Below are 21746 nucleotides of genomic sequence, written 5' to 3'. Positions count from 1 at the left end.
AAATAAAGCCGGAGGAACTCCTGCGTCCGCAGTGCTCCGTCCGGCTTAAAATCACTTTTCAATCTTATATCCAACGCCCCAAACGGTGGTAATGATCTTGTTTTCTCTGCTGTCTTCCTTCATCTTTCCGCGGAGACGACGGATATGTACCATAACTGTGTTGTTGGCCTCATAAACCTTTTCGTTCCATACCTTCTCAAATATCTCATCTGTAGAGAATACCTTACCCGGATGAGATGCCAGAAGGAAGAGTATATCAAACTCGATAGGTGTAAGCTTTATATCCTCTCCGTCAATGATAACCTTATGATTATCCTTATTGATAGTCATATTGCGGATGGTTATCTCATTGTTTGTAAACTGGTTGGCAGCGTTCGGATTTAACTGTGTATATCTGCGAAGCTGTGACTTGACTCTGGCTGTGAGCTCAAGAGGATTAAAGGGCTTTGTAACGTAATCGTCAGCTCCTCCGGTAAGTCCCACGATCTTATCGAGATCTGTAGACTTTGCTGAAAGCATGATAACGGGGATATTGGACTTCTCACGTATCTTCTTACACATCTCGAGACCGTTCATACCCGGCATCATGATATCAAGGAGTACCAGGTGAATCTCCTGCTCATCCAGGATCCTTAGTCCGTCATCGGCGTTATAGGCTTTGAAAACCTTATATCCGTCGCTCACCAGATAGATCTCAACAAGCTCGGCGATCTCCTTTTCATCATCTACTACAAGAATATTAATCTGTGGCATAACTACTCCTTTTGTCTTTTACTTCTTTATGTCCTTATGTTCTACAGGTTTAAATAACTTCTTTTCCGACTTCTTGCGACTCTTAAGCATTTTTGTCTGCTCCAGGGCTTCTTTGCACTGCACTTCCTGAGAATTGATCTGCTTTCGTCCTCTCAGGTCAGGGTGATGATACTCCCCTTTCTCATCCATGATGGAGGCCTTGACATTATCCGCAAGTTCCAGATCCAGGATATGCTGAAGTCTGTTCTGAATGTCTTTATCGTGAACAGGGAACACTATCTCTATACGCCTGTCAAGGTTTCTGGGCATCCAGTCTGCACTTCCGAGATAATACTCCGGATTGCCTCCGTTTTCAAATCTGAATATGCGGGCATGCTCAAGGAAATATCCGACTATGGATCTCACATGTATATGATCGCTTAACTTTGGTATGCCGGCTCTCAGACAGCATATGCCACGAACGATAAGGTCAATCTCCACACCGGCCTGACTGGCCTCATAAAGAGTTCCTATAACCTCAGGATCGCAGAGTGAGTTCATCTTTGCTGTTATTTTAGCAGGAAGCCCTTTCTTTGCGTTCTCTATTTCCTTACGTATTTTTTTCAATACCCACTTTCTGAGCCATAAAGGTGCCAGGATAAGCTCATTCCAGTTCTCGGGTTCCGAATATCCGGAGATCATGTTGAAGAAATTGGAAGCATCCTCTCCGAACTCGGGACGGCAGGTGAAGATACCAAGATCGGTATAAAGCTTGGCCGTGCTGTCATTGTAGTTTCCGGTCGCAAGATGAACATACCTGCGGATTCCATCTTTTTCCCTGCGGACCACAAGGGCTATCTTACTGTGAGTTTTCAGTCCCACAAGTCCGTATATAACGTGAGCTCCCGCTTTCTCAAGGCGTTCCGCCCACTGGATATTGTTCTCTTCGTCAAAGCGTGCCTTAAGCTCTACGAGGGCGGTGACGTCCTTGCCGTTTGCGGTTGCCTCCTCCAGAGCCTTTACTATAGGTGAATTACCCGACACTCTGTAAAGGGTGATCTTTATGGCCAGGGTTTCCGGATCCCTTGAGGCATCCTTGATAAGCCTTACAACCGAATCAAAGGTTTCATAGGGTACGGTCTCAAAGATGTCCTTCTGTCTTATGCATCTGAATATAGAATCCTCATTATCAAGAGCAGGTACCGGCTGCGGAACATACTGTGGGGTCTTCAGATGCTCAAAGCCTTCCACATTATAAAGCTTCATAAGGAAGGTGAGATCCAGAGGACCGTTTATCCTGTAGACATCGTTCTTGTTTTCAATGCCAAGCTCCTTACGGAGTACCTTGAGAAGCCGCTTATCTATGGTATCATCAACCTCGAGACGCACTACCTCACCCCAGCGGCGCTGATTAAGCTGTTTCTTTATCTCTTCAAGAAGATCCGTTGCCTCCTCTTCGTCGATACTGAGGTCGGCATTTCTCATGATTCTGAACATATGGGTAGAGACTATCTCATAGTTTGCAAAAAGCAGTCCCATATTACGCTCAATGATTTCTTCCAGCAATATGAAAACTCTCTGTTTCTTTCCGTCTGCCAGGGTTTCCTCCGGAAGCTCCACAAGACGTGGCAGGGTATTGGGCACCTGTACCATTGCAAACTCAAAGTTATCCTGAGTCATATCAAGTCCGGCAGCCTTTTTGTGTTTCTTGCCGGTAATGCTCTTTCCCTTAACCTTTTTTGGCTTAACAAGGGCCGCAATATTCAGAGTCCTGTTAAGTACCAGCGGGAAGGGTCTTGAGGAATCCACCGCAACCGGTGTAAGGACAGGATATACCTGCTCCTTAAAGTACTTGTCGATGAATCCGGCTTCGGCATCATTAAGCTTTTCATGCTCGGAAATAAGATAAAGTCCCTGATTCCTGAGGGCAGGCAGTATAGATCTGTTATAGGTTGAATACTGCAGGCTCATGAACCCCTGAACCTTTTCCGAGATGGCATCCAGCTGCTGCTGCGGTGTCATTCCGGCTATATCCTTCTTCAGATATCCGGCATTGACCTGATCCTTGAGAGAAGCTACTCTGACGGTAAAGAACTCGTCAAGATTGGAAGCAGTGATGCTCAGGAATTTAAGTCTCTCAAACAAAGGCTCGTCATGATTCCTTGCCTCGTAAAGACAGCGGGCATCAAAGTCAAGCCAGCTTAATTCACGATTTGTGTAGTTACACGGATCAAAAACATTTTTAGTATTAAATGCCATGGCAAACTCCCTTATCAGTAGTTACCGAGTATCCTTAATTCTGACACCTGATCTCCCATGCCGGAAATTGCATTGATAACATTTGGCATGTCAAGTCTTCCTTCGATATCAACAAAAAAGCGATACTCAAAGATGTGTTCCGGAATAGGACGGGATGAGATCATAGTCATATTGACATCATTGAAAATAAAGTTTCCGAGGATGTTGTACAGAGCTCCCGGCTCGTGTTGAGCTTCAAAGCAGAGACTTATCCTCTTTGCCTTATCGGTGTAAACCTTGTCCTTTCCGATAACGAGAAATCTTGTGGTGTTGGTTTTCTGCCGGTTCACTGATCTCTGAAGAATGTTGAGACCGTAAAGCTCGGCAGATCTTTCCGAGGCTAATGCAGCTATAGTTGCATCTCCTTTATCTTTCACGTACTTGGCAGCAACCGCTGTATTGATAACCGGAACCGGCTTTATACCGGGATGGGCATCAAAAAAGTCGCTGCACTGTCCCAATGCCTGAGGGTGGGAATACACTTCCTTAAGTCCCGAAACGGAAGCTCCTTCTACACCCATAAGTGCATGTTCTACCTTTAAATCTACTTCCTCTATTATAGCAAGTTCAGGATATTTTATCATCAGGTCAAAATTGTCAGAAACCACGCCATGGCTTGAATTTTCGATAGGGATCACTGCATAGTCGGCTTTCCCTGCTTTCACCATGTCCGCTGCGTCCTTCCAGGTATGAACGCTTTCTATGTCATAATCTGTACCGAAACATTTAAATGCCGCAAGCTGGGCATAGGCACCTTCCACACCCTGATATACAGCCTTCTTTCCTGTCTTATCTATCTCGCTGATTTTCGAAAAACCGGAATCAAAGTTCTTGACCTGCTGAGTCATGATACCGAACTGAAGTCTCCGGGAAATAGTCATCATCTGACGATACAGTTCCTTAATTGCCTTCTTGTCAAAATCACTTTCCAGATAAGACGCTACCGAATCCAGCTTCTGCTGTTCTCTCGCAGGATCAAAAACTGCTTTTCCGGTGTTGATCTTTACTTCAGCAACCCTGGCACAGAGATCCATACGTTTCTTGTAAAGCAGGGTAATGTCTCTGTCTATGGTGTCAAGCTGATCCCTGATATCCAGAAGTGTCTCTTTGTTTTCCATGTGTCGGTCCCTTTCAGTCTCTGAATTATGTCTTTAAGCTTCTTTTGCTTTCAATTCCTTTATGCCCTCTATAACCTTGTCTCTGGCATAGCTTCCGATATGATTTCTTTCTTCTTCCGTAAGCTCACTCATAAGTATCGGTTCACCGATCTTTACCTTAACATGCTGAGGGTGAATAAAAGGAAAATGAGATTCCAGAACTTCTCTTGTGTGTATCATCGAAATCGGCACTATCTTGCAGCCGGTTTTCTCTGCGATCTTGAAGGAGCCTTCCTTGAAAGGCAGCATTTCTTCCTCCATCTCACTCCGAGAACGTGTTCCTTCGGGATAAATGTAAATGGAAATCCCGGCCTTAACATACTTTATTGCTGTAAGGATAACCTTAAGGGACTGCCTGAGATCGTTTCTGTCTATCATGAGGCAGCCTGCATAGTCCATCCATCTTGCCATGGGCTTTATCTTCTGCATCTCTATCTTTGCAACAAAACCTGTAGGTCTGTCTACAAGTGTGTAGCCTATGACCACGTCAAAATAGGAGCGGTGATTACCCACAAACATAACTCCCTCTTCCTTTGGAATATTTGTAAGGTTCTCCATTCCTTCAACATCATAAGTAACCTTGCAGGAATTCAGGATGTTGCGAAACAACACCTGCACCTTATTGAGAGTTGCAAGGGATCTTTCTCTTCTGTCCTCTATTTTTTCTATTTTTTTGGCATTGAACATATCAGAAATTGTGAAGAAAAAGATCAAATGTGCCAATGCAAATATTGTGTATATCATGAATTCCTCCTGAATCTTGACTCTTCGTACTGACTGCCTGCGATTTTCACAATCGCAGGAGTCACGCGGCTTTGAACGCTTCAAAAGAATCCGTAAAGATTCTTTCCTTATAAGTTTATTCGTTAATGTCTCTGAATTCTGATATCCAGAGAAGCATAACTGTTTCTGTCAATCATTAAAGAACATCGGAAAAATGCGGGCGTACCCGTTTAAAGAATCCGAGTCCCATGAAAAATATGATGAGGGTAACAGCCCAAAAGTAAATGCTCAGTGTAGGTCTCATCCAGAACAGATCCCCTGTAAGCATTGAATCACGGTACCCTGCGACTATGTAATAAAACGGGTTTAACTTAAGTACTGTTCCGACCCAGGGTGCACGGCTTGTGAACAAGGTCTCATCATACATGATGGGGCACATCCAGATGCCGAACTGAAGCATTATCCCCACAATCTGCTGCATGTCTTTGAAGAAGACATTAACGGCGCTTGTAAGATAACCGAGTCCAAGTGCCAGAACGGAAGCCGCAAAGCTGTAGTAGAAAATCTGTATCCAGCTTGGCTCCGGCATCCTTCCGGAGATCAAATATGCCGCCAGCATGATAGCTATAAAACAAAGATGTACAAAAAAGCAGGATGCAAGCTTTATGATGGGCAAAAGCTCCACCGGAAATACAACCTTCTTCACGAGATAGCTGTACTCATGAAGTATTCCGGTTATGGTATTCATGGCTTCGCTGAAGTAAAACCATGGAACCAGTCCGGGGATGAGCCAGATCACGTAGCTTGTATTGGGAACCGGCGGCGCCGATTTGAAGCCGTAGGGTCCAAAAATAAAAGCATAGATAACTACAGTCACGAGAGGTTGGACAAACATCCAGATGATTCCGAAATAGGATCCCACAAATCTTTTCCGGAAATCCGACTTGGCAAGATCCAGGATCATCCTCCTTCTCCCGATGATATCCTTTATCAGTTCTTTTAAATATTTCATATATTCATAAAGGCATTTTCCGAATGCCTTTCTATCTGCTCCTCGAAAATTCTTAATAACCTATTATATCACATTATTCTAATCGAATATTTATAAAAACATGTCATTCAGAGATAATATGTAAATAAGACAGTTCCTTCGTAATCTATTACTACGTCCTAACCCGGAGGCTGTATTGACTAAGGTAAACAACGATGTTATCATACTAATTGAAAAGAAGTGCTACCGGCAGACGGTTAGCTCTCAAATGATTAGTTAAAAAAGTAACTGTTCAGTTTGCGAGGCTGAGGGCGGTTACTTTTTTGTTATCTTATAAACAAGACTAATAATAGCTACAATTAAAATTCCAAGCTGGAATATATCACTGTAAGTCACCATAGCGCCCTCCTTTCCGGAGGGTCTTCCAAAGCCCTCCTGACAGAGAGCTAACCGCCTACCGTTTTGTACTGGTAGCACATCTCAAATTGTAGCAAACATACATTCGCAAGTCAATTATCCCATGATTTGTGATCAGCCGTCATTCTTTATCCTATCATTTATCGTTTTGATCACTTTGTTTTGAATCTTTCCAACTGTTTTCTCATAAACCCATGCCACTACAAATAAGGCTATGAATGTGGCAACTGCGAGAACTATGAATTCCTTGCTGTAGGATATTCGGTTTACCATCAGGACATAGAGGTGAAGAGAAAAGCAGGTAATGAGCGGAAAATGCACAAGGTAAATGGAGAAATTGGATGGAGCCAGAATTCTCAATGGTTTTATCTCCAACGCTTTTTGCAGTATAGGTGAATGCATGATTCCAAGAATCAGGAAAAAGCTGAAGCCTATTACCCAGTACATGCTCCACTTGAAGTATTCGCTTGCTGCCGAAAAATGCGCATTCATGAAGGGATAAACTATTCTGTTAAGTCCGCCGGCATCAAGAAAAACGGGCAGCAGCGCCATAATCAGAAAGAAGATATCAATATCCTTTCTTATAAGTTCATTTGCCCGCTTCAACACTACCCCAAGGAGCACCAGATGAAAGTGGAAAAAATTTGGCTCCGGCAGATGGAAAAAGCTGTAAATCAAAACAACGAGACAGGCGATATCATAAATAACAAGCGGTATTTTAACCGCCCCTATAGAAGCATTCTTCTTTTCTATAAGGCCCCTTACAAAATTATATATAAAGATAAAGCATGTTCCGAAGAAGATGTACTTCATCATCCATAAAGGACCATTAAGTTCTCCACTCATGGTGAGTGAAGCGGTAATGAGTTCCTTAAGAGTCGGCGCATGATTGTAATAGGTACCTACCCAGCTGTTATGAAGAAGCTGGCTTGAAACGACCGTAGGGAAACCTATGGTGTAATAAATCAAAAATGCGATCAGGTTAATAAAGAAAAACGGAACCACAAACCGAACATATCTTGTTATAAACTGTATCACCAGTTCTTTTACAGACTTTATCTTTTTATGTGCAGCAAGGAACCCTGCCAGCATGCAGAAACCGTAAAGTGCAAGATTTGAATCCACAAGTATCGAAAGCGGTGGATGAAAAAGCACCTGAAACCCCGGCTTCAGATCCGGTTTAACCTCACACATGGTCCAGAACACACCTGTAAAATGAGCCCAGAAAATAATAAGACAAAAAATATACTTAACTGAATCAAGATAATAAAGCCTCTTTGAAGCTGATTTCTCTGACATAAAAACCTCTTAAAAAAGTTATCTGTTTCATAAAAAGCCATACCTGATATGCTTCTATTTAGATAACTTTACTAATAACATATCCAATCCACAATAAACAAGTGATATGAGCAACAATGCCCGTATATTTTATCAGCAACAGAGGAAAATGCAAGGGATGGGTGCCTAGGCTTGCGAGTTGAGAGTACATCCCTTGCATTTTCCGGACGGGTGGATATAAGAGTTTAACTGCCACCCCTAATATGATATGCTTTCAATGTTTAGAAGTATTATGAAATTTAGGGGGCATATATCGGATGCTTAAACTATATAAGATATATTTTCTGACAGTTCTTTTAATGGGCATGCTTTTCACAGCAGTGCTCCCGCCGCTTTCGGCACCGGACGAAGTACTTCATTTTGTCGGAGCCTACGAGCTTTCAAACAAGCTAATGCTTAAGCCCTCAAGGGACACAGACGGAAATGTCATCATACGAAAAGAGGATGAGTACATCGTAAACTGGCCAGGCGACAATGACTGGAACAAAGCAACTGTATTCGGCCAGACACTGAACTCCTCGGTTTACAAAGAAATACAGGCTTATGGCTTCTTCGGCGTAAGAGAAGAAGGTGAAAGCATTACGCTGCAGCAGCCGGTGGCAACAACGCCCCTTGCATATCTTATGCCTGCCCTGGGAATCACTCTGGCAAGACTCCTTCACCTCAGCGCCTTCGGACTTTTGTTTCTGGGAAGGTTTATGAACCTATTGCTTTTCTCGGTTCTCGGAGCGCTGTCCGTGAAAAGGACTCCCGTCGGAAAGAAAGTGTTTTTTGCAGTATCTCTTTTCCCCATGACCCTTGAAATCACGGGAAGCTACAGCTACGACTCCTACATCATAGCGCTGAGCTTTTACCTTACGGCGGTAATCCTTGACCACGCCATCGGAAGTGAATACCGGACTATCACCATAAGGGATATCGCAGAGATGGGAATTCTGGCGGTACTTCTTTCTCCCTGCAAGATGATCTACGCAACGCTTTTTGCCCTGTGTCTTATGATCCCGATTAAAAAGTGGAAAAAGCCAAGCCTTATGAGATGGGGCATGACAGTTCTTCTTATCGGGGCACTTATAATCGGCTCCATAGTCCTTGTGAATCTCCGCGAAGTACTCCGTTATGTCAATGCTTCCGGCGTGACTCAGGCACCGGAACTCACTTCTTCGGGAGAGGTAAATACCGTAAAGCTCCATGACCTTTCGGAACTCATCCGGGATAAGACCTTAGTATTCCGCATCATCAGAAACACCTTCCAGATCCTGGGTACCCAGTATCTGGGCACCACAGTCGGCATGTGGCTGGGCGCCTTTGACAGAGGGCTCTCAACGCCAACCCCTTTCCTTTTTGTATTCTGGATAGGCGCAATCCTCACCGGAGCATATGACCATGAAGAACCTGTTCCGGAAATATGGAAAAGACTTATCATGGCAGGAACCGTTATTTTCCTGACCTTTATACTGCTCACCAGCATGCTGCTTTCCTACACCCCGGCGGACACCTTCTACATCTTAGGCATCCAGGGACGATACTTCCTCCCATATCTGCCGGTACTGCTCCTTTGCTTCCGATCAAAGTGGATCAAAAGTCTTATCGAAAAACTTAACACCATATCGGGAAAAGGGCTTTCCCAAAACCTAACAGCAGCAATCCCAAAACTATTTCTTCTTTTAGAAATTGTGATGGATGGAATAGTCCTCGCCGGATGCTACCATACTGTCGTTTCAAGATTAATATAATCAGATGACTATTCATCCAAAATATAAGCAGCCATAAGAAACTGTATATAGAAGTGTCTAAAATATAATAAACGCTGTACCAGCTCAAAGATCCTATGGGACTATTTCCCTCGTATCCTTCTCTTTATTCTGTCAATCATGATGCCCACGAGCATCGGTACCAGCACCGGCACCACCAGGTACAGCACCCACCACTGCTGAGATAAAGGTGAAGGATACTGTGACAGATCCATAACCGGATCCCTGTAGTAGAATTTCCTAAGCAGCATATCCAGCATCTTGAAAACAAAGATGTGGAGCGCCATGATATCGAAGCTGTATCTTCCGGCAGCTGCAAGAAACGCTGCCACCGGATTCGGTCCCCAGGTAAACAAAGGACACGCTCTAAGCTTACTGTCTTCCGGGAGCTTATCATTAACCTCCACCCTCTCAACAAGCTTTGAAAGCATGATGGTAAAGATGATGCCCAGAACTCCGCCAGCATAATACCAGCAGCCAAAGATATCCTGGCTTGCAAGATCGAACCATATCCCCGCATCTATAAATTTATTGAAGATGAAGAAGATCAATACCACTGCCGGAATCATTATGGGCCATCCCGGTTTTTCCTGCCAGTCCGGAAGGTATTTCTTCATGAAATATCCAAAAGCAAAAAACGGCTCGATCACAAACGCAAGCTCCATATGATAAAGAATGTTGATGACTTTATCTACTGCATAGATTCCTGTGATGAGGCAAAGCAAGGACAAAATCACTATGCTGATATTTTTAGCAGTCTGGTATTCCTGTGATACAGATCTTTTTCGGATACTCGCGAGATTCACAAACTTTTTTTCGTCTCTGTGTCTCCTTTTGTAATCCGCTGCGGAAGTTACTTTCGATTTTTCCGCATCATCATTTGGAGTTTTTTCCTCTTCCACAGAGGAACCGGCAAAAACTCCTGAAATCCTGTTTGAAAGATATATCACTCCTGCAAAAAGCACCGATCCCAAAAGCCACAGAGGCACGAACCACATGGGTCCTGAATATAGCTCCGGTCTCTCAAACACCATACTGCCCATAACAGATTTCAGAAACTCCGGTCCGTCATATATCACCGAACCCGGTGTCATGAGGCCGTGTATCACACAGAAGTTATGGGTGATGGCAAAGAAAATGCAATACAGCATATACTTTCCCCAGGTGCCTTTTATACGTTTTCCGAAATATCTGAAGGGATCCCGTCCATACTTTTCTTCATTAAAAAAGTATCCTGTGACAAAAAAGAAAAGAGCCAGATGGAAAAGATATACTATGGCACCGCCAACCTTTCCGGTGTGCCCGAAAACGATAAACACTATTCCGAAGCCCTTAAATATATCCCATAAAAGATATCTTTGTTTCTCGCCCTTAACTGATGTCATTTCCCTCACCCTGTTCTGATGTATGGATTTCTTCTGACAGATTTTTATCCTCAAGTCTTTCCTGAACCCTCACTGAAGAGACTTCCCGATCAGCTGTGGATTTCAATGTCTTCTCATCCACTTCATTCTTTTCCTTAAGTGCCAGCTCCTGAACCAGATTTCTGAGCTTGTCCTCAAGAGAGCTCACCCTCATGCTCATGGAAAAAAGTCTCATGATGAGGATAAATATCATGAAGAGGAACAGGAAGTTGGCAGTACTGTAGATTCCGAGAAGTCCTGCCAATGTATCTGGCACTACAGGGAATACCGCAAACACCACAAACATGAACACCAGAAGTATCCAGAAGATAGAATCCTCAATATTCAGTTTTGCCTTGTGTATACGGTTAAGTACCACTGTCAGGGTTCCGACAGATGCAACCACCAGCACAGCTCTGAAAAGCGGCGTCATCATAATACTATCTCTCCTAAGCAAAAGTTTTTTTGGGCTTTTTCGTCATACAGTCAACGGCCCATAGGTCCCCAATAATTTTTGTTCATTGTAAATCTCATTATGGTTTTCTTTGAAAGCTTCTTATAATTTTTTCCAAGCCGGAAGCCTATATACTTGCAGCCGGAAATCCATATAAGCCTCACAACAGAAAAAAGCTTTCCCTTTTTCATAAGTGCAGCCGCATTACCCTTGACAAGTTTGATGCCTTCTCCTTCTGACTTAAGACCACCGAATACCTCCGGATGATCCGCCTGGGAAACCCCGAGATCGAAGTTTCTTCTCAGCTGCTGCATGCCGGTGTAATTATGTGCATGAAAAACCGCTGCTTCGGCACAATAGGCACTGGCGAAACCCGCCTTAAGCATCTTGCAGCAGTAGATCATATCCTCATTAAAGATAGTATGGTCAATAAATCCACCAAGCCTGTCAAAAACATCTCTTCTGTAAAGGCAGCAGACATTGGACTCAAAATAGGTCTTGATGCCAAGACGCGGCAGATCCTCTACGGTTTTCACAAAGGACTTTCCGGGATAGTTGAAGCTTCTCGAATACTTCTCATCCTCCGAGCTCTCTCCAGTCGCAAGCTGCCTTCCGTAAACCGCACCGATTTCCTTTTCCTGTGATGACTCCATCATCCTGACAAGATTTTCAATCAGATATTCATCCTTCGGCACCGCATCGTCCGTCATCATAAGAAAATAATCCGCACGGGATTTGGAAACCCCGAGATTTCTGGTGGCTCCATGATCAAATTCTTCAGCAGAAATGTTCGTCACGGAAACACTGTCATAATCCCGGAGGAGACTTATGTCCAGGTATTTTTCTTCCGTGTTAACGATGATCACACGGTTTACAGGATAAGTCTGCCTGCGGAGCATCTCCTGCTGCCTTATGAACTTGGATCCCGGTTTGTAGGTCGGGATGATAACATCAACTGTTTTCATTAGCATTCCTTTATTTACTGATGTCCCTGGTTGAAACAAAAGTATAAGCCGAAAAGATTACCGTCAGTATAGACATTAGCATAACATAGTTAAGGGCGCCTCCGAACATACCCTGTGTCCTGACCATGGGGCCTGCGGTTAATACTGCCACCGCAGCCGTCATCACATATCCTATAAAAATCTGAAGCTGTTTACGAACGGTCACGAGAATGTAGTACATGACATTGGCAAAGGCATAAAGCGAGCCGCCGGCTATGAGAAGTACAAAGGTCATGAATTCGGACCGAAGCTTTCCATCAGCGGAAGGTCCCAGAAGAAATTCAAATATTCCGAGGCCGAAACGTCCGAAGATAAAGGTCAGAACCAGTATCAAAACACTTAATGCCGCAACCGCCTTTACCATATAAATGCATGTATGATCAAAAGCCTTCTTGTTTTTCTCGCTGTAGTAGGTCGCAAGCTTTGTAAGCATCGGCCTGATAAGAAAATTCGCGATGAGATAAATAAAGGATGTGGGCATAAAAAGTACATTAAAGTACCCGGAAGCCGCATCCGAAAGCTCGGCGTCAATGGCATACTTTGAGGCCGAGAAAATGTAAAAGTCCACGAAAACACTTAGGAACAAAAGGGCTGTCGAAGAAATGAGCTCATAGGCTTTTTTAAATTCATGAGCCGTCGGTGCGAGTCCCTTTCCGAGAACTCTCACCGCAAAAAGTCTTGTTCCCATTATCTGCATCACATCTGCTGCCGCAACCGCGATCAGAAGATTTCCCGACACAAGCAGTACAAGAAGCAATGTCATAACCGAAAGACTTGTTCGAAATGCTAGAGATTGTCCGGTTCTATACAGCTTTTCCTGCCTCTGAAGCTCTGACTCATAAACATCGGCATAACCGTCTATGATCTTATATAAAGACAGCAGCACAAGAATAAGTGACTTATGGATATCATAATTTCCTTCTACAATCTGTATACTGACAAACAAAATGCTTCCCAAAAAAGCAAGCATCGAGGTGATCCGTCTCGTAAGAAGATAATCAGAAAAGCTGAACTGCCTTTTCATGTCAGTTATATGAAACGGTCTGATGCCGAAGTAGGAAATGATGAACATCTGCTGTCCGAGGGTGGAGAAGCCGAAGCCGAATATTCCTCCCTCCGAGGGGCCTGCGATTCGTATCACCGCAAAGGCAAGCACGATGGAGGCCATTGCATAGATGAGACTGCCCAGCGCATTCCATATAAAATCCCTGTTTGATTCAGTAATGATATTTTTCATGAATCTTACCTGCTGCTCTGGATGACCAGTATGGATATGAGCATCCTTGCCATATATTTCATTGCATTCATGGGCTTCAGATAGGATTCTCCCGCCAGTCTGTCATCTATAGTTACGGGAGCCTCGGTTACCTTTGCACCCTTTTTTATCAAAAACGAAATGGTATCCGGTTCCGGACCGTAATTCAGTCTGTTGGCAAAGCTGTCAATCACGCGGCTGCTGTACATCCTTAATCCGCAGGTGGGATCTGTGATGGTTTTTCCGGTGGTGATCTTTATGGCCATGGATATGAGCCTGGAGCCTATCTCCCTCATTGATCCGCCCTTTTTCTTTTCCAAAAAGCGGGAACCCTGAACTATGTCAAAATCCCCATCCTTCATCTTCTCATACAGGGATTCTATATCCTCGGCGCGATGCTGTCCGTCTCCGTCAAACTGAACGGCGTAGCTGTAGCCCTTTCTGTAGGCATATTTCATACCTGTCTGGAAGCAGCCTGCAAGTCCGAGATTGGCCGGAAGAGATATATAGTTATAATGCTCCCTTTCGCAAAGCTCCACAGTACCGTCAGTTGAACCGTCGGAAATGATGATGTAATCCATGGGGAACTTCTGCGCTTTTATGTCTGCCATAACCTTCGGAAGATTCTCCGCTTCATTGTAGGCAGGTATGACCAAAAGCACTTTTTCTCTATTTGAATTTTCCTTTAATGCTTCCGCCATACAGATCTCCATTCCGCCGCAATTGACCTGCAGCACATATAGCATTGAAAAGTATTTTTCACATTAATCTCCATTCTGCCTTCAAGCTGCGGCACAAATAGTGATGAAATATATTTTTCACACTACATCTTTATTTCCATATATTTTCTGGTCATAAAGCCGCATTTTTGCTTAGGCAGTTCTTCCATCTTCTCACCATCAAAAATCCTCATATGATTCTTTATCATGGGAACGCCTGAAAGCTCCGTAAAGGCTATGCCTCCGGAGAATCGTGGATTACATTCGACAAAATAATAAACTCCCGAGCCCTCGCCGCGGATAAACTCAAAGTTAACGCAGCCTGTGATATCGGCGCGCTCCGCTATCCTGCAGCATACATTCTGAAGCACCTCATCCTCCATGATCCTTACGCTGAGTCCTGCACCGTTTGCCGTACGGAGAAGCTCCTCTCTCGGTACCGCCCTGCAGTTCCCCTTAGTGTCACGAAGGATGTCCACGGTGATAACATTACCCTTGATCATAGGCTGGACGATGTATCTCGTGAGATTTGTGTCGTTCAGCTTTTCTGGATCGATGATGTTTGAAAATGCAAAGCCCAGCTGATCCTCATGGTAGATGCGGTAGAGTCCACCGGAGCTTCTTCCGTCCACGGGCTTAAGGATCAGAGGATAAGTGACCTGTTCAAAGTCCACCTCCTCGGCGAGCTTTGTGGGGATGATCCTGACAGCGCCCTTTACCTCGGGCTCCTCTATCTCATTAAGAACGCCTTCCACGAGACGGCTCATGAGATATTTGTCTCTGAGAACCTCGATGGCTTCCTTTCCGGACATGCAGATAGCAACCCTGTCATTCTCAATCTCTTCTCTGTGACGGTTAAGTACGTCAATCTCCACATCGATAAGAGGAAGGATACGGTCCACCTGCTCCTCCTCACATACCTTTTTTATAAAGGAAATGTAGGCTTCTTCATCACTTGCGTAGGGAGCCTTGTAAAACACGTCCACATCAAGGGATGCAGCAACCCATTCCTTATCATATATATCGCTGCCCACTACCTTATAGCCCATCTCGTGAAGACTCCTGATAACCGCGTCTGCGGAAAAGGAGCCGATGGCGGTGACCAGCGCTGTTCTTTGTTCTGTCATTTTGTTCTCCTCAGTTAAGTATCATCATGCAGATACGGTCCACATCCTCAAGGCTCAGATCCGGATAGATCGGAAGTGTAAGGATCTCAAGAGATGCGAGAAGCGCCCGGGGAGTATCATTAACATCATACTGATCCCTGTAGCAGCCGTAGGCATTGATGCATGGATAGAAATACTTACGGGCATTAACATTGCCGCCCTTAAGTGCTGTCCAGACCTCATCTCTGGATTTTCCGAACTCATGGAAACGCACCGGCATGTAGGCATAATTCGACTTAAGGTCCGGATTTTCCTCGGGAAGGATGATTCCCGGAACGCCACTGAGATTCTCCATATATCTCTCAAATACTGTCTTACGTCTTGCGATATACTCATCCACGTGGCGGAGATTGCAGATCCCCATGGCGGCGGCGAATTCATTCATCTTGCCGTTTCCGCCTACGGAAGCCACCTCCTCCTGTCCGAGAATTCCGAAGTTTTTAAGCTCATAAAGCTTTGCCATGAGCTTCTCGTTCTTTTCTCCTGTGGTGACAGCGCCGCCTTCAATGGAATTGAAAACCTTGGTGGCATGAAAGGAAAACATGGAGGCATCTCCGAAGGTACCGACTCCCTTTCCTTTATATTCTTCACCAAAGGTGTGGGCAGCATCATAAAGAACCCTGAGGTGATGCTTATCTGCGATTTCCTGAATCTTTTCCACGTCGCAGACATTGCCGTAAACATGCACAGGAACTATGGCAGTGGTTTTTTCGGTTATCAGGGACTCAAGCTTGTCCGTATCGATGGTGTAATCCTTTAAATTAATGTCACAGAAAACCGGCTTCAGTCCGTTTCTCACGATGGCGTGGGTAGTGGACGCAAAAGAAAACGGAGTGGTAATGACCTCTCCGGAAAGCTCCATGGCCTGAATCAGGAACTCAAGGGCGCTGTGGCCGTTGACAAACAGCTGCAGGGAGCCCACCTTGAGGTAGTCTGTAAGCTTTTCCTTCAGCTCTTCGTGGTACTTACCCATGTTGGTAAGCCATGCAGAATCCCATATATCCCTCAGCATCTGAGTGTATTCATCCAGAGGCGGAAGACTGGCTTTAGTTACATTTATGATGTTTTTATCTATATCTGACATTTTATCTCCAAAATTCTTCCTTATCATAATGCTTCTGATTGAAATATTTTATAAAAAACAGATAAGGTTTGTTGCCAATACTTTACGATTTTATAATATGCCCTATAAAAAGTAAATCCCGTCTAGCACTTTCCAAGAGCTTGTGTTAAAGTGTAGGCGTGCATTTTTTAATAAGGAAATAGTTTCCATATTATTGGAGGATAAAAAATGATTAGTATGAAACGTACTGTCGCTATCCTTGCAGCAGCGGCTACCATGATGGCTCAGCCCATGTCAGTACTTGCTGCAACTCCCGGCGACAATCTCACTCCTCTGTTTGAGATCACAGAGGACAACACAGGCTCATCTGCTATTTCAAGCAATGTTATCACATCAGCTGATCCTGCATTAACCTCAGGTACAGTTGTAGCCGAGACTCAGCCTGCAGCAGTTATTCAGGATTCTTCTGTTGAAACCATTACACCGGGTGCGGTTGCAGGACCTACAGGTGATGGCACCATCACTACTACAGATCCTGGAACAACCACTGAGACTACCGTAGCACCAACCGAGAGCACCGGTACAACAGGCTCAACTCTTCCTGCTGCCACAACAACTCAGTCAACAGGAGCAGTTGCAGCAAGCGGCGTAAGCTCAAGCTCAAAAACACTTCCTGTAGTTGATCCCACAGACGTTGAGGGCATCCGTTACAATTATATGACAACTCCTAACGAGGGAAACATGGATGCAGATCCGGTTCTTAACCTGGTACCGCTCGGTTCCTACTTCATCTATGACGGAGCAGGAAAGCGTATCGACTGGGGTACAACCTCAAAGAATGATTCCTTCGCATATTCTTCCATCGGTTTCACAAGCTTCATGCTTGAGCACGCAAACGTAGGAAGATGGTACTACAGAACCTTCTCAAAGGACACCGGCTGGGGTCCATGGGCAACCTCAAAGGAGGCTACACCTAACCAGGGTATCGTTTCAGCACTTCAGATTCGTGTAAAGGGTTATACTCACAACCTCGGCGATCTTTACTACAGAGCAGTTCTTAACGACGGCACTGTTACTGACTGGGCTAAGGAGGGTCAGGCAGTAGGTTCCATCGGTGATGACCGTTATATCGTAGGCATCAAGCTTGCTCTCTGGAAGAAGGGCGTTCAATTCTATGATTCAACAGAGAAGCCTATGGCCAATGCTTCCAACGAGGGTGTTTTCCATACCTCATCAGGTACTGTTTACGTAACAGCTGATGGACGTTCCTATACAGGATGGGGCTTCGACGGGGAATCCAACCAGTATTACTTCAACAACGGTGTTGCGGTAACCGGCTGGAATGAGATCAACGGCTACAACATCTACTTCGATGAAAACGGTGTTGCTCTTCGTGATCTTTCAGGCATCATGGGTAATCCGGGAGCTTATGCTATCAGAATTAACAAGGCAACCAGAACCATGTACGTTCTTGCACAGGATTCTTCAGGAAACTTTACAATTCCTTACAAGACTCTCATGGTAACGGTAGGTGATGATACTCCTATCGGTTCCTTCAGCATTTACGAGAAGTACAGATGGCACTTCATGCATACAGACTGCTACTGCCAGTTCCTTTCAAGATTCAAGGGTCACTACCTGCTTCACTCACTGCTTTACTCAAGACCCGACTACAACACAATGGATGCCATTTACTATAACTACATGGATGACTCCATGTCAGGCGGATGTATCCGTCTCCGTGCTGTAGACTGTGCATGGATCTACAACAACTGTCCGAACGGCACAACCGTTACTGTGTACAATGATAAGTGGGACAAAGGTCCTATCGAGAAGGATGCTATCCAGCAGGCTATCCCGAGGAACCAGACCTTCGATCCTACAGATCCTGTAGTAACAGCTGCTCAGGACGCTGCCGCTAAGGCTGCCGCAGAAGCTGCCGCTGCCGAGGCCGCTACCGAGACAAGTGGAGAGCCACAGTAAAACTTACATATTGGACAGGAGGGAATTTTCCCTCCTGTTTTTTGTATTATCAAACGAGTTTCCAAATAAAAAATGAAAAAACCAGAGCTTCCGTCCCGTAATCGAGACAGAAGCTCTGGTTTTTATGAAAAGGTATATTGATAATCAAAACACTATGAACTCATCATAATTCCTGAAGTCGTATTGGTCACCCAAATTCACGGTGGCTTTTGTAGGTTATATCACCAAAGAAGTGTCCCACTTACCAAAGGAACAAGAATAACAGTAAGTATTCCGGCTACACAGATGCTTAGTGAACTCATGGCCCCTTCAACCTCTCCAAGCTCCAGAGCCTTTGCGGTTCCTACCGCATGGGCTGAGGTTCCGAGAGCCAGGCCTTTTGCCACCGGATGTTCGATATGGAAGATCTCGAAAATGTTCTCGGCTATCATGTTTCCGAGGATTCCTGTTATGATGATTGCCGCAACCGTCAGAGTCACTATGCCTCCGGCTTCCTCCGATACGCCCATGCCTATGGCGGTTGTGATGGACTTGGGAAGTAATGTTGCTATGTGGTCATCGGTGAGACCAAAAAGCTTTCCCATAGCCAGAATGCTCAGAATGGAGCAGCAGGTTCCGGTCATGATTCCGATGGCCACAGCAGCCAGATTATCCTTGAGAAGTTTCAACTGCTTATACATTGGCACCGCCAGACATACCGTAGCCGGAGTCAGAAGGTAACTAAGCATCTTTGCGCTGTCGCGGTAGGTTTCGTAGGGAATGTCCAGCACCACAAGAACAATTATGCAAAGTACCGTCGAGACCAGCAAAGGGTTCAGTATGGCAAATTTAAACCTGGCTTTAAGTTTCAGGGCAATAATGAAAAGGCCGATGCTGAGAAATAGTCCGAAATAGTCGGAGCCTGCTACGGCACTTATCAGTGTTTCTTTCATTCCGCAGCCTCCTTATATTCCTTTTTTTCAGACCGCCTGAGGATCAATGATGCCGCGATGCCTGTAACAGTCATTACGATAACGGTTGAAGATATGATGATCACAAGATAGGGCACAAGTACAGGAAGAAGAATGTCCGTCACGCTCATGATTCCAACAGCAGCGGGAATAAACATTAGCGTCATGGTATCAAGTAGAAATCCTCCGGTTGTTTCTACATCCTCAAGCTTTACTATTCCTGTAATGAGCCCGGCAAGCAGCAGGACAAGCCCGTAAACCCCCGCTGGAATCGGTAATGGCAGCAGTTTGTTCAGAGCCTCCCCGATAAAGGTGAAAGCCATGATCCATGCCACCTCTTTTACATATTTCATTTTAAATACACCTTCTTTTGATAATGTTTATTTACAGATCTGTGATGACAGGTCTCAGAATAATAACAGAGAAAGCATAGTCCACTGCAAACATCAAAACAAGATGATATTTAGACAAATTAAGATACGAAAAGCCTCGATAATGTGTGTATAATTTGAGGCTGTATTTTCATCTGACTGATGGTTGTTTGACAGATTTCTATGCTGATGGTAAGATGAAAATGTAAAAAGGAATAAAAAGGATGCCACCGGCAACGGCAGGCTTCCTTAAGAATTAACTACAAGAGTAGCCGCCTAAGTTTGACCGACCGGGGCGGCTATTCTCGTGTGTTTTTGCTATTGCGTCCGATGGCGTATCCAAGACCGAACGCAGTCAGCGCAAGGCTTGGCACATATATTTACAGTCATTTGTATACTCCTACTCTGTCATGATATAATCTTGAATCGTAAATCAGAAATACATACAAAGGATAAATAGAATGTCAGAATCAAATCCAAATAGCAATCATGGCATCCGGCACAGTTCCCGGGATCTTAATGTTGAGCTCCTCCGTATCATCGCCTGCCTTATGGTCATAATGATACATGTGAGACCTTTTCCCTTTTCGGGAACAACTCTCAGGGATGCTGTTGTTTTTATAAATGTAATGAACGGGCCTGCGGTGGCATCCTTCTTTCTCATAAGCGGGTTTTTCATCAGTAAAAAGCAAACACTTTCACATATAATAGAGCGTTTTCTGAAAGGTGTTATCCTTCCGACAGCTGTGTTTGTATTCTGCCTCGGGCTCATACGTCCCTGGATCGATACTCCGGGGATGGGGCTTTTGCAAAGTGTTCTTAGTTCACATCCTTTTAGCATTCTGGCGGATATGCTTCAGGGCTTTCTTGCTTTTGATACTGTGCGTTTCGGGATTTACGCAGACCACTTATGGTATATCTTCAGTTATGCCTCCATCATGTTCTGGATGCCTGTGATACTAACTCTTGTAAAACACGATGAAAATACTGCTTTAAAACTAATGCTTCTGATCGGAGTTTTTCACTACACTCTTGTGAACCTTAGTGCCCTGGTGGTTCTGCCCTTCGGGATATATATTCCCGAAGCCATGGGAAAACCGGCACTGTACGCTATTGCAGGATACCTTTTTTACTCGTGGATAAAAAAGGTGCGGGCCACTGAGCAGCCTCTTACCAGGAGCAAACGCTTACCCTTACTGTTTTTGTTTATGTTCATAATACTTTCAACGGTACTTTTCTTTCTTCAAAAGCATGTTTATACGCAGGGACTTATGATTGGAAGATCGGTAGATGAATTGAATACAGATTACTATTTCACAAGCTGGAGCGGACTGATCTGTGCCCTTCAGACAGTAAGCCTTGCAGGATTTGTACTTTTACTTCCATTAAAGCTTCAATACAAAAGCGGAGCTTCATCGGTAAGTTCAGCAAACACTGACAATAGCAGCTTTAAAGATCAGCCAAAGCAACCGTCAGGCAGCATAGCAGTACCATACTCTGCCGTGAGTACGCTCATTTCCACTCTCGGTAGCTATACATTTTACATTTATCTGATACACTACGTATTTACCAATCATTTTAGAGCAACGGGACTTGAGGCAGCTTTTAAGGGCTTCTTCGGAGAGACATCCCTTGGGCTTATACTATACAGTTTGGTTTACTCTTTATTTATTTTCGCATTTTGCTCTATACTGATATATATCACCAATATGTTAGTCATCAAATGTGTTGTGCTTGGTAAACGACACGCAGAATAATGATAGACGGTAATCTGCGTGTCTAAATCGGTCTATTTTTGAAGAAAATGACACGTAGAATAGCACCAAAAAACAATCTGCGTGTCTATACTAATTTGTTTTTAAAGAATTTGACACGCAAAATAACGCCAGAAAGAATTCTGCGTGTCTACACTAATTTGTTTTTAAAGAATTTGACACGCAAAATAACGCCAGAAAGAATTCTGCGTGTCTA

General features: G+C 44.3%; 18 protein-coding genes. 3 read left to right on the top strand and 15 right to left on the bottom strand.

Going from position 1 to position 21746, the window contains the following annotated elements; all coding sequences use genetic code 11:
* Positions 1-51: 51 nt before the first annotated feature.
* The 6 genes from G625_RS0115925 to G625_RS0115895 form a co-directional block, all read right to left on the bottom strand.
* Positions 52-753: a response regulator transcription factor gene (locus tag G625_RS0115925; protein WP_029201887.1), complete on the bottom strand. Its 702-nt coding sequence runs from the start codon at positions 751-753 to the stop codon at positions 52-54.
* Between the two features lie 18 nt (positions 754-771).
* Positions 772-2991, bottom strand: a complete 2220-nt coding sequence (locus G625_RS0115920) for an RNA degradosome polyphosphate kinase (RefSeq protein WP_029201886.1) — start codon at positions 2989-2991, stop codon at positions 772-774.
* 14 nt (positions 2992-3005) lie between these two features.
* Entirely contained in the window at positions 3006-4148 is a 1143-nt protein-coding gene (pheA, locus tag G625_RS0115915; protein WP_029201885.1) for a prephenate dehydratase, read from the bottom strand.
* A gap of 33 nt (positions 4149-4181) precedes the next feature.
* Positions 4182-4931, bottom strand: coding sequence for a lysophospholipid acyltransferase family protein (locus G625_RS20470; protein ID WP_049895959.1), 750 nt, complete (start codon positions 4929-4931; stop codon positions 4182-4184).
* A gap of 175 nt (positions 4932-5106) precedes the next feature.
* A complete protein-coding gene (locus G625_RS0115905) occupies positions 5107-5922 on the bottom strand; it encodes an ABC transporter permease (RefSeq protein WP_029201884.1) in 816 nt (271 codons plus the stop codon).
* 510 nt (positions 5923-6432) lie between these two features.
* Positions 6433-7617, bottom strand: coding sequence for an acyltransferase family protein (locus G625_RS0115895; RefSeq protein WP_029201883.1), 1185 nt, complete (start codon positions 7615-7617; stop codon positions 6433-6435).
* Positions 7618-7913: 296 nt separating this feature from the next.
* Here G625_RS0115895 and G625_RS20465 point away from each other — a divergent pair, with 296 nt between their 5' ends.
* Positions 7914-9389 carry a DUF2142 domain-containing protein gene (locus G625_RS20465; protein ID WP_049895958.1) on the top strand — a complete coding sequence of 492 codons (1476 nt, stop codon included), beginning with the start codon at positions 7914-7916 and terminating at the stop codon, positions 9387-9389.
* 101 nt (positions 9390-9490) lie between these two features.
* On the opposite strand, the gene G625_RS0115885 is transcribed toward G625_RS20465, so the two are convergent.
* The 7 genes from G625_RS0115885 to G625_RS0115855 form a co-directional block, all read right to left on the bottom strand.
* Positions 9491-10792 carry an acyltransferase family protein gene (locus tag G625_RS0115885; RefSeq protein WP_029201882.1) on the bottom strand — a complete coding sequence of 434 codons (1302 nt, stop codon included), beginning with the start codon at positions 10790-10792 and terminating at the stop codon, positions 9491-9493.
* Positions 10779-11246 carry a DUF2304 domain-containing protein gene (locus G625_RS20460; RefSeq protein WP_084152946.1) on the bottom strand — a complete coding sequence of 156 codons (468 nt, stop codon included), beginning with the start codon at positions 11244-11246 and terminating at the stop codon, positions 10779-10781. Before G625_RS20460 ends, G625_RS0115885 begins: the two co-directional genes overlap by 14 nt.
* 50 nt (positions 11247-11296) lie before the next feature.
* Positions 11297-12229, bottom strand: coding sequence for a glycosyltransferase family 2 protein (locus G625_RS0115875; protein ID WP_044933115.1), 933 nt, complete (start codon positions 12227-12229; stop codon positions 11297-11299).
* Positions 12230-12239: 10 nt separating this feature from the next.
* The gene (locus G625_RS0115870) at positions 12240-13505 is read right to left on the bottom strand and encodes a lipopolysaccharide biosynthesis protein (protein ID WP_029201880.1); all 1266 of its coding nucleotides are present in this window, start codon (positions 13503-13505) and stop codon (positions 12240-12242) included.
* A 5-nt stretch (positions 13506-13510) separates the two neighbouring features.
* On the bottom strand, positions 13511-14224 hold the full coding sequence (locus G625_RS0115865; protein ID WP_029201879.1) for a glycosyltransferase family 2 protein: 714 nt from the start codon (positions 14222-14224) through the stop codon (positions 13511-13513).
* A 122-nt stretch (positions 14225-14346) separates the two neighbouring features.
* Positions 14347-15369 (bottom strand): ATP-grasp domain-containing protein, encoded by a 1023-nt coding sequence (locus tag G625_RS0115860; RefSeq protein ID WP_029201878.1) that lies wholly within the window; start codon positions 15367-15369, stop codon positions 14347-14349.
* A gap of 10 nt (positions 15370-15379) precedes the next feature.
* On the bottom strand, positions 15380-16492 hold the full coding sequence (locus G625_RS0115855; RefSeq protein ID WP_029201877.1) for a DegT/DnrJ/EryC1/StrS family aminotransferase: 1113 nt from the start codon (positions 16490-16492) through the stop codon (positions 15380-15382).
* A 207-nt stretch (positions 16493-16699) separates the two neighbouring features.
* Between G625_RS0115855 and G625_RS0115850 the strand changes: the two genes are divergently transcribed.
* On the top strand, positions 16700-18454 hold the full coding sequence (locus G625_RS0115850; protein WP_084152945.1) for a L,D-transpeptidase: 1755 nt from the start codon (positions 16700-16702) through the stop codon (positions 18452-18454).
* 221 nt (positions 18455-18675) lie between these two features.
* On the opposite strand, the gene G625_RS0115845 is transcribed toward G625_RS0115850, so the two are convergent.
* Together G625_RS0115845 and G625_RS0115840 are read right to left on the bottom strand one after the other, a co-directional pair.
* On the bottom strand, positions 18676-19386 hold the full coding sequence (locus G625_RS0115845; RefSeq protein WP_029201875.1) for an LrgB family protein: 711 nt from the start codon (positions 19384-19386) through the stop codon (positions 18676-18678).
* Positions 19383-19757 (bottom strand): CidA/LrgA family protein, encoded by a 375-nt coding sequence (locus tag G625_RS0115840; RefSeq protein ID WP_029201874.1) that lies wholly within the window; start codon positions 19755-19757, stop codon positions 19383-19385. The genes G625_RS0115845 and G625_RS0115840 overlap by 4 nt, the downstream gene beginning before the upstream one ends.
* 479 nt (positions 19758-20236) lie before the next feature.
* On the opposite strand from G625_RS0115840, the gene G625_RS0115835 reads away from it, so the two are divergent.
* A complete protein-coding gene (locus G625_RS0115835) occupies positions 20237-21532 on the top strand; it encodes an acyltransferase family protein (RefSeq protein WP_029201873.1) in 1296 nt (431 codons plus the stop codon).
* Positions 21533-21746 lie beyond the last annotated feature (214 nt).

This window comes from Oribacterium sp. NK2B42 (assembly GCF_000424445.1).
Taxonomy (GTDB): Bacteria; Bacillota; Clostridia; order Lachnospirales; family Lachnospiraceae; genus Oribacterium.
The sequence above is the reverse complement of the archived record's forward strand: the minus strand, read 5'-3'. Positions and strand labels throughout refer to the sequence as shown.